11 protein-coding genes are annotated in these 12,595 nt (G+C 39.5%); 6 read left to right on the top strand and 5 right to left on the bottom strand.

Going from position 1 to position 12,595, the window contains the following annotated elements:
* The first annotated feature begins 42 nt into the window (after nt 1–42).
* Nucleotides 43–252 carry a hypothetical protein gene (locus tag AC1XUO_RS10375; protein ID WP_483329709.1) on the top strand — a complete coding sequence of 70 codons (210 nt, stop codon included), beginning with the start codon at nt 43–45 and terminating at the stop codon, nt 250–252.
* Between the two features lie 60 nt (nt 253–312).
* On the top strand, nt 313–651 hold the full coding sequence (locus AC1XUO_RS10370) for a PIN domain-containing protein (RefSeq protein ID WP_483329708.1): 339 nt from the start codon (nt 313–315) through the stop codon (nt 649–651).
* 3 nt (nt 652–654) lie between these two features.
* On the opposite strand, the gene scpA is transcribed toward AC1XUO_RS10370, so the two are convergent.
* Together scpA and AC1XUO_RS10360 are read right to left on the bottom strand one after the other, a co-directional pair.
* Nucleotides 655–2,799: a methylmalonyl-CoA mutase gene (gene scpA / locus AC1XUO_RS10365; protein ID WP_483329707.1), complete on the bottom strand. Its 2,145-nt coding sequence runs from the start codon at nt 2,797–2,799 to the stop codon at nt 655–657.
* Nucleotides 2,800–2,844: 45 nt separating this feature from the next.
* Entirely contained in the window at nt 2,845–4,218 is a 1,374-nt protein-coding gene (locus AC1XUO_RS10360) for a methylmalonyl-CoA mutase family protein (protein WP_483329706.1), read from the bottom strand.
* 253 nt (nt 4,219–4,471) lie between these two features.
* Between AC1XUO_RS10360 and dnaA the strand changes: the two genes are divergently transcribed.
* The gene (gene dnaA / locus AC1XUO_RS10355) at nt 4,472–5,926 is read left to right on the top strand and encodes a chromosomal replication initiator protein DnaA (protein WP_235153763.1); all 1,455 of its coding nucleotides are present in this window, start codon (nt 4,472–4,474) and stop codon (nt 5,924–5,926) included.
* A 6-nt stretch (nt 5,927–5,932) separates the two neighbouring features.
* The gene (locus tag AC1XUO_RS10350) at nt 5,933–6,937 is read left to right on the top strand and encodes a hypothetical protein (protein WP_483329705.1); all 1,005 of its coding nucleotides are present in this window, start codon (nt 5,933–5,935) and stop codon (nt 6,935–6,937) included.
* On the opposite strand, the gene AC1XUO_RS10345 is transcribed toward AC1XUO_RS10350, so the two are convergent.
* Together AC1XUO_RS10345 and AC1XUO_RS10340 are read right to left on the bottom strand one after the other, a co-directional pair.
* Nucleotides 6,903–7,700 (bottom strand): DUF3108 domain-containing protein, encoded by a 798-nt coding sequence (locus tag AC1XUO_RS10345; RefSeq protein WP_483329704.1) that lies wholly within the window; start codon nt 7,698–7,700, stop codon nt 6,903–6,905. The two genes, AC1XUO_RS10350 and AC1XUO_RS10345, sit on opposite strands and share 35 nt — an antisense overlap.
* A gap of 12 nt (nt 7,701–7,712) precedes the next feature.
* Complete coding sequence (locus AC1XUO_RS10340; RefSeq protein ID WP_483329703.1) at nt 7,713–8,750, bottom strand: aminopeptidase; 1,038 nt, start codon at nt 8,748–8,750, stop codon at nt 7,713–7,715.
* Between the two features lie 369 nt (nt 8,751–9,119).
* On the opposite strand from AC1XUO_RS10340, the gene AC1XUO_RS10335 reads away from it, so the two are divergent.
* The gene (locus AC1XUO_RS10335; protein WP_483329702.1) at nt 9,120–9,797 is read left to right on the top strand and encodes a hypothetical protein; all 678 of its coding nucleotides are present in this window, start codon (nt 9,120–9,122) and stop codon (nt 9,795–9,797) included.
* 141 nt (nt 9,798–9,938) lie between these two features.
* Here AC1XUO_RS10335 and AC1XUO_RS10330 read toward each other — a convergent pair whose 3' ends face one another.
* Entirely contained in the window at nt 9,939–10,685 is a 747-nt protein-coding gene (locus AC1XUO_RS10330) for an acyl-CoA desaturase (protein WP_483329701.1), read from the bottom strand.
* A gap of 228 nt (nt 10,686–10,913) precedes the next feature.
* Here AC1XUO_RS10330 and AC1XUO_RS10325 point away from each other — a divergent pair, with 228 nt between their 5' ends.
* Entirely contained in the window at nt 10,914–12,398 is a 1,485-nt protein-coding gene (locus AC1XUO_RS10325; RefSeq protein ID WP_483329700.1) for a hypothetical protein, read from the top strand.
* Nucleotides 12,399–12,595: the final 197 nt, after the last annotated feature.

The raw sequence follows: 12,595 nt of genomic DNA, 5'->3' as shown, positions 1-12,595 counted from the left end.
AAATTTGTAGCTTTATTTATTAAACACTTTTGAAGAAGGACCATGATTCGAACTGTTATTACGCCAATGCAACAAACCGTCTCTCTTGAAATTCCAAGAGATTACGTTGGGAAACAAATCGAGGTGATCGTTTTTGCAAAAGACGAGGTAATTTCTGAAGAATGGATATTCGGTAAAAATGTTACATTCGATGCCCTATCAAAAGATACGAGAGATTATAAATTTGATCGTGAGGAGGCTAATGAAAGATAGATTCTTTTTGGATATTAGTATATTAATTTACTCTTATTCAAACTCTGAGTTAGAAAAAGATTGATTGCACGACGCATTATTACAGAAAACTTCACTTTTATAAGTACACAGGTCTTGCAGGAGTTATGCAATGTGGTAACCCGAAAATTTAAGTTTTCCTACGAACAGACCGAGCAGTGTATTCGGGAGTGTTCTGTCAATAATAAAGTCTATATCAATTCAGAAAAAACGATTTTAGGTGCTTGTCGAATAGCTAATGCTTACCGTTTTTCATTTTACGATAGTATCATAATATCGGCCGCAATCGAAAGTGAATGCTCAATTTTATTTTCCGAAGATCTGCATCATGGACAGAACATCGAAGATGTCTTGACCATAATTAATCCATTCAAGGTTTAGTATTTAACCTTCCATCAGCTCCTTTAAAATCTTCTGTGCAGCGACAGAAATAATTGTCCCAGGTCCGAAAATTCCCTTTACGCCAGCGTCATATAAAAACTGGTAATCCTGCGATGGAATTACGCCACCGGCAATTACTAAGATATCCTCGCGACCCAATTTTTTCAGTTCATCAAGAAGTTGAGGAATTAAAGTTTTATGCCCGGCTGCCAGGCTGGATGCACCAACGATATGAACATCATTTTCCGCGGCATGTTTAGCAACTTCTGCCGGCGTCTGAAAAAGCGGACCGATATCTACGTCAAAACCCAGATCAGCAAAACTGGTTGCGATAATTTTCGCACCACGGTCATGGCCGTCCTGACCCATCTTGGCGACCAAAATTCGAGGTCTTCTGCCATCAAGCTCTTCAAATTGATCGGCCATTTCTCTTGCTATCCGAAAATTTTCGTCGTCAGAGATCTCAGATTGATATATTCCGGAAACGGACCGGATTACTGCTTTATAGCGGCCAAATTCTTTTTCCATCGCATCAGATATTTCACCTAAAGTAGCTCTTTTCCTCGCGGCATCGATCGCCAGAGCCAATAAGTTATTACTAAATTCTTTACCTCCTTTTTCGCGGCAAGCTGTCGAAATCGCTTGTAACGCAGCGTTAGTTTCAAGTGAATTTCTTTCTTTTCTAATCCGTCCAAGCCGGGCGATCTGCTCAGCTCTTACGCTTTCATTGTCAATCTCTAAAATGTCAAAAACATCTTTGATGTCGGTTTTATATTTATTTACACCCACCACAATATCACGCCCTGAATCAATTCTTGCCTGTTTCCGCGCCGCAGCTTCCTCAATTCGCATTTTAGGTAATCCGGTCTCTATCGCCTTGGTCATTCCGCCAAGTTCCTCAACTTCCTGAATTAATTCCCAGGCTTTTTCGATCAGTTCTTTGGTCAGGTACTCCACATAATAGGACCCTCCCCACGGATCTATCGCTTTGCAAACATCCGTTTCGTGCTGCAGAAAAAGTTGCGTATTTCTGGCAATTCTGGCGGTGGAATCAGTAGGTAGTGCAATTGCTTCGTCGAGCGAGTTGGTATGTAACGACTGGGTATGCCCAAACACAGCCGCCAGCGCTTCCAGGCACGTCCTGGCGACATTGTTATAAGGATCCTGCTCTGTAAGGCTATAACCGCTTGTCTGACAATGTGCGCGCAATGCCAGGGATTTGTCAAGTTTTGGATCAAACTGCTTTACTATTTTGGCCCATAACATTCTCCCGGCCCGCATCTTTGCAATTTCCATGAAATGATTCATCCCAATGCCCCAAAAAAATGATAATCTTGGCGCGAACTCGTCAATTTTAATTCCGGCACGCAGTCCTGTTCGGATATATTCCAATCCATCAGCAAGTGTGTAGGCCAGTTCAAGATGAGCGGGTGCACCGGCTTCATGCATATGGTAGCCACTGATACTGATCGAATTGAATTTCGGCATGAACTGGCTTGTATAGGCAAAAATATCACCGATGATCCGCATCGATGGTTCTGGGGGATAGATGTAAGTGTTCCGGACCATGAACTCTTTGAGGATATCATTTTGAATTGTCCCGGAAAGTTTGTCCGCTGCTACCCCTTGTTCTTCCGCAGCGACAATAAAAAATGCCAAAATGGGAATAACGGCACCGTTCATGGTCATTGAGACAGACATTTCATCCAGTGGAATCTGATCAAAAAGTATTTTCATATCTTCCACCGAATCAATTGAAACGCCCGCTTTTCCGACATCTCCCACAACTCTGGGATGATCTGAATCATATCCCCGGTGCGTAGCCAGATCGAAAGCAACAGACAAACCTTTCTGTCCGCCAGCCAGATTTTTTCTGTAAAATGCGTTGGAGTCTTTGGCCGTGGAAAAACCAGCATATTGCCGAATCGTCCAGGGTCTGTCGAGATACATGCTGGCATAGGGCCCACGCAGAAAGGGAGGTATTCCTGCACCAAAACCAATATGACTGGCCCCAGCAAGATCATTTGGACCATATCCGGTCTTAATTTGGATTCCTTCCTGAGTCTGGAAAGTCCTAACTGGCTTTTTACCTTCTCCGGTTTCAGTATCCGCTTTTTGAAGCACAATATTTTTAAAATCCGGCTTCATAGGTTAGGTTGGTTTGGAATTATAAAAGTATCAGCCCGGTGAAATTTACCAGTCCTCAGATAAATTTTTAGGCGCCAGCCATTTTATCCCTTCTGAACTTGCTGCTTCCGGGGAATCTGGCTTTTTACCTAGGTCTATCATTCCCTCAGTCCGGTATTTATTTACACCCACAAAGATTTTATCCTGTTTGAGTTCTTCCTGTTTTTTTTGCCACGATTTATCAATTTCTGTCTGGACAAATTCGTTTTCAAAACAAGCAATTATTCCGCCTTTTTCTTCTGTTTCCAAAAACAATTCCCAGGCAGCATCGGCCATTTTAATTGTCAATATTTCAAGCTGATACGAACCAGCAGCCGGATCCGCGACACGATCCAGATAACTTTCTGCCGACAACAAAGAAGAAACATTCCGTGCAATACGTTCGCTAAATTCTGTCGTCTCCTCAAAAGTTTGATTATACGGCAAAACGGTCAGTCCGTCACAACCACCTATAACTGCGCTCATCGCTTCACTGGTCGAGCGGACTATGTTTGTTTGCAGGTCGTATTTAGCGCTGTAAAATGAGGAAGTCTGTGCTTGAATAAAGGTGTTGCAAAGTTCCGGAGGTACCTGATAGGCCATTCCAATTTTCTTATGCAGATAGCGTAGCGCTCTCAATTTCGCGATTTCCGTCAAGTATTCTGGTCCGATTGAAATAGAATAGAAAAAACGGTTCAAAGCATGCAACGGTGAAATTCCAGCGTCGGTTAGCTTATCTAAATAATATACAGTTGAAGCGAGTAAAAAAGCCAGTTCCTGAACAGGGGTTGCGCCAGCATTATGGTAAACGTGACTTTCTACCATCAAAGGCCGGAATTCCCGCATCATTTTTGTCTTGTTTAAAGTCGCACAGACATTTTTGACAGGTTCAGCAAAGGCACTTCCATTTCGCATCCAGTTAGCCAAAGGATCGTTGGCAATCCCTCCTTTCAGGTAATATCCGGCTCCTCGGGAAACTTCCTCAAATATTTTTTCAGAATTTATTTCTGTTTTAAAAAAGACTGGCGTGTCGCAGAGTTTTACAGCGTTTAATGTTTTTGATAGCTCATTTTTAATCAGATCAGGTTCGGTCAGATGAAGTAAAACAGCATCGGCTCCCGCATTAAGTGCGAAGGTGATTTTATTATTTGTTGTTCGTGGATTGTCAAAATTTATGAGCGGAGTATTCAACCATCCGGGTATTTTTTTCTGGCAATTTTGTAGCACTGAAATTCGTTCAGGATTCAGGTCGTTTGCTGAATAATATGCTTCCAAGGCCAAATCAGGCCCGATTTTAAAACTTTTTATTTTTTCAAATTTACCGGCTAACTCATTTTTGGCCTGCATATTCCAGGTGTTTTTATCGCAAAATTCAAATTCAGAAAACAAGGAAGCTGACATATTTTCTAGTGTTGATGAGACAAATTGATATCCGTTATATGACCGGGTTTCGCGACATGAGCAAAGCTACAAATTTGAGATTACATTTTTTTAATTGTTACGTTACTGTTAACCCAGGCTGACGTCTATAACGTAGGATTATTCTAATGGATTTGGTTGATGGCTTGGTAATCGTACAGATTGGATTTAAATTGAACACTGGTTTAATCTGCAGAGACCATCTATTTTCTTATCTTTGCCGTCCTTTTGATTTATGATATCTGATTACGCAAATTTGACATTGGAAAGAGTAACCGCACATAGAGAAGTAGACCAAATATGGGATAGTTGCCTCCGGGTAATTAAGCAACATATTCCTGATGAGAGTTTTAGAACGTGGTTCGAGCCAATCCGACCGCTAAAAATCTATGGAAAAGTTCTTACGATCCAGGTTCCAAGCCAGTTCTTTTACGAATGGCTGGAAGATAATTATGTCAATTTGTTAAGAAAGGCGCTGGATTATGCAATCGGACGTGACGGCTTGCTCGAATATTCGATCATTGTTGACAAGGGAAATGAGAAACACCAACCGTTGACGATGAACGTTTCGACTGTTAAAACACCGAAATATGCGGGTCCTGACAATTTTGCAAATGACCCGAGAATGGGTTCAAATCTGGTGGTTAAAGACCAGGATTCCATGAACCTGGATACCTATCTGAACCCGAATTATTCTTTTGACAATTTTATTGAAGGAGATTGTAACCGACTAGCTCGCTCAGCTGGCTTTGCGGTAGCGCAGCGTCCAGGTCTGACATCTTTCAATCCTTTGATGATGTATGGAGGTGTGGGTTTGGGTAAAACCCACCTTGTACAGGCAATCGGAAACTATATCAGAAACCATTTTGACAATAAGCTGGTACTTTACGTTTCATCGGAAAAATTTACAAATCAATTTATTAATTCGATTAAAAATAACACGCTTCAGAACTTTACCGACTTTTACATGAAGGTGGACGTTCTGGCGATTGATGACGTGCAGTTTTTGTCAGGAAAAGAGAAAACTCAGGATACTTTTTTCCATATTTTTAACCACCTGCATCAGTTAGGCAAGCAAATTATTATGACCAGCGACCGGCCGCCCCGCGAGCTGGAAGGGTTGCAGGATCGTTTGCTTTCCCGCTTCAAATGGGGGTTAACGGCAGATTTGCAAACGCCTGATTTTGAAACTCGTATTGCAATTATCCAGAAAAAAATCCAGGCGGAAGGAATTCAGATAGACTACGATGTAATTGAATATATCGCTCACAGCGTTAATTCTAACGTGCGTGAGTTGGAAGGTGTGATTGTTTCTCTTATGGCCCAGGCTTCCCTGACGCGTCGTGAAATTGATGTTGAGCTAGCGAAAAACACGCTCAAAAACATCGTAATGAACGAGGATAAGGAAGTAACCATTGATACAATTCAGGAGATCGTAGCAGATTATTTCAAGGTTACGATTGCTGATCTGAAAAGCAAGAGCAGAAAAAAGGAGGTTGTGTACCCACGCCAGCTTGCTATGTTTTTGGCAAAAGAATATACCGACTTGCCGCTGAAATCAATTGGATACCATTTTGGTGGTCGTGATCATAGCACGGTGATTCACTCGATTCAAAGTGTAAATTTGCTGATGGATGAAACGCCTGACGTGGAGGAAACTTTGCAAAAGCTTCGCAGTTACTTTAAATAATTTATCATGACGGCGCCGTTGTTACTTTCAAGAAATGAAATTAACGACGTACTCTGGAATGAATTGGTGAAAAATTCAAAGCAACAGATCATTTACGCCTATTCGTGGTATCTGGATGTTGTTTGTGAGGACTGGAAAGCCTTAGTCTGGCCATCGGCCAACGATTATCAGATTGTAATGCCATTGCCTGTAAAGCGGAAATGGCTGATTGAAGTTATTGAACAGCCTTTGTTTTGCCAGTATTTAGGCATCTTTTCTCTTCAGGATCTTTCGGCAGTTGAGACTGAAATATTCCTCAAATCCCTTGCAGAAAAATTCTCATATATTTCTTTTTATCAGTTCAATCCTTTAAATACTGCGATCCTCCGACTCGCGTTACCGAATTTTTCCACTTTCCGGATAACAGAAAACACCACTTTTGGGCTATCTCTTTCTGTACCCTATGAAGAGATTTTTTCAAAATATTCACCAGACAAGAAGCTAAATCTGAAACGAAGTTTTTCAAAAAAATGGGTTATTAAGAAAAGTGAAGATATTAATCCTTTAATCGAGATATTTAAGCGAAACCACGAGTCAAAAATCAAGGGAGGCGTGAGAAAGAATGCTTATGATATGTTAAGTAATTTGCTGATACAAATCAACAAACATGAACCAGCTACGCTTCTCTACGCACTTCAGGATAATAAGATCCATGCCGGTATACTAATAATAAAATCGGGAGATAAGGCAGTTTATCTTTTTAATTCAGCGGACGAAACAGGACGTAGAGGAAATGCACGCACTTTTTTACTCGATAAATTTTTTCAGGATAATTCAGGACTACCCATATTGTTCGATTTTGAAAGCCCGGAAGTTCAATCTATCGCGCAGTTTTACCAGGGTTTCGGAGCTACACCGCTGCGATACTTAGGAATTAGAAAAAATACACTTCCATTTCCTCTTAGGCAGATACAAAACTGTCGGCTAAAAGTATTGATTAATACCAGGCAAGCTCCTTTCGAAGGTTTTTAACAGATTTTATATCCATTTCAAGCGATCCAACCGCAAGTTCAACTTCGGCTTTAAGAGGGATTTTATTACTGTCGTCCGAAACCCAAAGTTTGACAGCGCCTTCACCCTTGAACAACTTATTGTCGGGAATGAGGGGGTTTAATCTTAAAACCCTGATTTTGCCAAATTTTGTTTTAATTACATCTTTTCCTACATAACGGATTCGAAGTTTATAAACCTCGCCGTCAAAAAATGTGGGTACTTCGATCACTTCTCCTTCTGCTACTTTATCAAAATTAATAGTCCTTAAATAAAAATATCCGCTGATGATGTCGTGTATATTATTCGGCGTTTTAAAAGTTTTTGTTTCCTCTTTTACCGTAGACACTGCCTGGTCTCGGTCATGATTAAAAACAACGGTTTCCTCTTTTCGGTATTTGTTTTCCTGAATATTCAGATAAAACATTTGCGGTACAATAGCAACGGTGTCAACATACGAGCGCCAATTGTCTCTAACCCGGGAGATTAAATCAAAGGCACCCGTTGTACGACCAGTCACATTGATTTTAAAACAAGGCTTATTATTGACCACAGATATGTTTCTGGCGATTTCTACCCTTGCCTCAGCAGCATTAATAAATCCGTAGTGAACCCGGTATTCAACCCTTTCACCAAAACTGAAACTCTTGTTTACGATAACTCTATTCTGCTCATATTGCTTAAATGCAAGGATGGTGACAAGGGATAAAACGGCAACAATCGTAATTTTCAATCTCTTCATCATGTGCGATAGTATCTACAACGAGGGATATTTTTCCTTTAAATAAGATAAATATTTTTTAAAATCCCGGCCGAATTTCGTTTCGAATTCTTCCCGGAATTGATTTTGTTTTGATTTATAAGTTTGATAACCGATAAAGTAAGCGTTATTAGGAATATTTTTTTCTGTCCACCTACTTTTGGGTTTCAACGTAATTCGGTCTGCAAACAGTGTATCTGCGTCATTAAGTATTTTTAAAATCACCTGATTTTTAAGAAAATCTTTTCTGGTGCTGTCTGGATTGTTATAACTAAACGTCCTGTAGAGGCTGTCAAGTTTACCAATCCCCCTTAACATGTGCTGTGCATACGCATCATTATACTTTTTCGAAAACTCATACGCTTTAAGCTGTTTAGAATCTGCTCCGTACTTTTGGGTTAAAAATCTTATTGCGCCAAGGTCTCCGACGAAGCTGGCCAGATTCTCATTCAGTTCAAGATTATTTTTCACAAAAAGTGTACCATGCGTGAGCTCATGCAGGATAAGATTTGCCAGACTGCCTTCCCGTCTCCTCAACATACTAGATAAAATAGGGTCTTTGAGGTAACCCAGGGTCGACCATGCGGATGCTTCTCCTATATCGGTATCAAGACCGGATTTAATTAATTCCTGCTCTTCACGTACTGCTCGTGTTGAATCAAAATAGCCTTTGTAAGGGAATGTGCCTATGATTGGAAAAGTCCATTTGTGGGCTTTAATCTGATAGCGTTCAGAAGCATTGATCACCCACATCAATGGCTTGTTATGCTGGTTATAAAAGGTTGTATAATTTTTTGAAGGACTTAATCCGAGGGAGTCAACACCAAATTGTTTGATTTCTTCGATAAGGCGGATTCTTGATTTAAGCGAGTCTGGAAACGAAGGATCTTGCAAAACATCTTCAACATCCTGAACATTCAGCAAAATCGTAGCCTGGCCTTTTGCCTGCATCCAGCCATAACTAATCAGATCACGGTAGTAAAAACCAAATAGGAGCAGAATAACAAGTAATGCAGTTAATATTTTCTTAAACACCTGGAATACAGTTTCGTGATTGTACAAAACAAAAAAAGGCTGGTTTTATAACCAGCCTTTACATTGAACAAATATAGAGAAAACCTGAGGTATTAATTCGTATCGCAATAATTTCTTAATGGACAGCGGTTATTTGCTTCGTCGTATTTAACTTATATCACATCATTTGATATCTAACAATGCGGACGCTGCTGTCTAATGGAATTCGGTCAGCTTACCATTCTTTTTGATCAGATCTTCAGCGTCTGGTCACTGCAAAGACGCGACAATCTTCATTTTTCTCAATTCCCACACTTTGGCAAATTTTGTCTATTGAATCCGGCTGACATTTTTTTCATAAATTGCGAATTATTTTTACTCAACTCACAAATGAAACGTATTTATCTATTCCCCCTCTTTATCTTCATAAGCATTTTCGCAAACGCACAGAAAGTTAAACAGCCAATAGTTCTATATTCCACCACCCGCGAATTTCTTAATGATAACCCAATAGAAACTGAGGCATTTGCGCTTGTTGAACGGCTGAGTGCAAATCATTTTAGAATAAAAAAGTTTGTTGATGGAAGCGGAAAAAAGATTAAAGGAAGTACGTCTGCATTTGCAGTCAAATATGAAGGTGAAAGCTACTTTAATCTTTTTTATTCAACTGATATAACTAGCGTGACATACTATGCCAAGTTTGATATTATTGGCAGATATTGCGCGATTATCATTGACGACAAAACTCCATCGTTCATCAGGAACGGCACTTCATATTATCCATTGGGAGCTGGCGGAGCATTAATGAAAGACTCTGTCAAATGGGGTAAAGCGTGGCTGGACAAAGATGGAAAGAAGAATCGAATACTGTTTATTGACACGCTTAAATACGTACCGGAGGCTGGTAACAGAAACGGGGGAAGCCTTGGCAATTATCTAACAAGAAGCCAATTAACAGATATACTTAAAGAGCATAAAATTGATATTCAGGAAAGAAAAGCAAAAGAGTTATCTTTTGAAGAAGTGATTCAATTTATAAATGAGATGAATACAATGGACAAAGTCTGACATTCGATTACAAGTAAACTGCAAGATTGTTATAAATTACTCGTACCGCTTATTCCAATTTTGTTTCTTTTAGCTTGTAAAAAGGGTGAAATTGAAAGAGATATCTTAGCACTACAATTTAGCCTTAATCGAAATTAAGGTTTACATATAAAGCAAATCATTGTTTTTCTTCAATTTGATTATTTTCATTTTGTTTAACAGTAAAATAAAGGGATAAGTCGGATCGAGTTCATGCCATTTGATTCCGAAATTCGCCCGGCCTCCGAATTTATGATGATTGTTATGGTAGGATTCACCCATCATTAGAAAGTCAAATGGAAGCAGATTTTTAGCTGTATCGTCAACTTTAAAATTTACGTATCCATAGCGGTGGGCGTACCAGTTGATGATCACACCATGAACAGGACCCATTAAAAAGTGAATGGGTAGTAAAAGAAACATCCACCAGGAAGTGGCAAACTGGATATAAAACAAGACATATAGCATTCCCCAGCCAATTCTGGAAATCCAGGAATCTCCGATTTTTTCCATCAATTCCCAGTGCGGAACACCTTTTTTAAACTTAGGATCTATTTGGTCTGTGCGGTGAACAATATTATTATAATAATTTTTTGTTTTCCACATCATGTCCGCAATACTGTCTGAAAAGCTGGGTGAGTGCGGGTCAAGTTCTGTATCGGCGTAGGCATGATGGAGTCTGTGCATCACCCCGTATGCATAGGGGCTTAAAAAAGAAGATCCTTGAAATATCCAAGTTGCAGTATAGAAAATTTTCTCCCATACCGGGCTCATTGTGAACATTTTATGTGCTGCATATCGGTGTAGAAAGAATGTTTGCATCAGTAATGAAAGGTACCAGTGCGCAATAAAAAGGATTAAGATCTCCATGAAATAACTCAGAAAAAGACAATTGTACTATTTAGACTGCGCAAAGTTATTTTTAGAGATTCACATAAAAGATGATTATTGTCAGTGTAAAAAACTATTTCTGTTAGTAACTGTTCAATGCGGCTTTAAGATCATAGCGGACGACCGTAAAATAACTTCGATTTGGATTTTTTGAATTAGGACTGTATGTTTAAGTTGTGTTCCAACCTTTCCTAAACTAACGTCCTTATGAGTATCTATCTTCTCAGATGCATCAGTATTGGATATTTGCTTCTCCCAAACCTCATTTTCTTTATTTATTGGACGAGAACTTCAATTGCATTTTTCGGAGTTTTATTGTTAGGTTTTCTATTTATTGAAGTTGTTAGAAATAAAGATTTCAGTAAGTCGGAAGTTCTCGATCAGAGAAGTTTAATTACTTTACTTGTCGTCACTCTGCTGGCCACCTTAATTTCTGGAGTAAGTGGAATATGTTTTCAAACCTTGGATCACTGGGCACACAATACGAAACTCTATGAGCTGTTTATTTCAGATTGGCCGCAGCGGATTCCTTTAAAAGGTCCGGTGGTCTCTTATTATTATGGCTATTATGTTGTGCCTATACTTATATCAAAACTTGCAGGCCAGATTAGAGAGGACGTAATTTTTGTATGGAGTTATTTAGGTTTTTTCCTGGGACTGACGTGGGTATATTTAGCATTGAATAAAAAAATGGTTTTCGTAATTCTGGCGCTGTCTGTGGGAGATACCCCACGATTTATAAAGTCGGTGCTAAGTTATATTGCAGGCCCACTATATACCCAAAGTGCGTTCGCCATCGAACCTTGGTCTAATTTTGAGAACCTTCTCTGGGTTCCAAACCAGGTCATTCCGACAATGATCATTGCAGGAATGTTTGTTTTTGTCCTGCGAAACAAATTGAATGTGGAATATATGGTTCTTCCGGTTGCCCTTGCTTTCTGGTGGGCGGTTTTTCCATCTGTCACAAGCGGCACGGTAATCACCATCGTAGTCCTGCGAAAATGGCTGTTTAAACACGATAAACTGGACTGGTCAGGAACGGCCAAACTTGTATTACTCCCGTTTATAGCTTGCCTGCCGGTTTTGCTATTTTATTTATCACATAAAAATATGCCGGCTTCGGGATTTATATGGCAGTTTTCCGGCGATATCTTCAGCAGATTTGTTGAATACGGCGTTAATATTGGTCTGAACCTTGTGATTTTTACACTTGTTTATTTTTACTATAAACGTTACAGCAAGAATTTCTTACCGATGTTTCCAATCTTCGTAACGCTTTGCGTTATCATGTTTTTCCCTCTTTATCGCATTGGCAAGTTGAATGACTTCCTTTTCAGAGGTATGATGCCATGCTTGTTAATTGCGGGAATATACATTTTCCATCCGCTGGCGCAGACCGCAAACTATCAGAGAAGCTGGGCTGTAATTAAGAAAACACCTTATTCAGTCATCATCATATTACTTTTAGTATCATCCTCGACAATTGCCGTTGCCAGAATTTACCGGGCGATAACCATCAATCAGGCTACCTCTACTTTATTTCCGGATAAAGTTGTTTTTAAACCCATACCTTACGACGCGTATCCTGGTATATATCAGGCACTTCAAGCCAAGTGGACGCAAGAGGAGGCGGATCAGTATCTCGGGAAAGAGAATTCGTTTTACGAATTAAATGTCTCTCCAAAATTGTAAAAAATAATATCTTGAAATTTAGTTTTGATACAGATAATATCATATCTTTGTTACTGATATTATCTTATCCCATCTGGATAGTATCTGGTAGCGTTATAATAATGTGTAAATGATCCTGAAAATATCCTTTTTTTTGAGGTTGGAAAAAGGTAGATTTACATATCAGAAATATGCTGGTGGGTGCGGTTTTTGTTTTT

The organism is Dyadobacter sp. HNCC25DJ186 (assembly GCF_056895235.1).
This window is presented reverse-complemented; position numbering and strand designations above follow the sequence as displayed.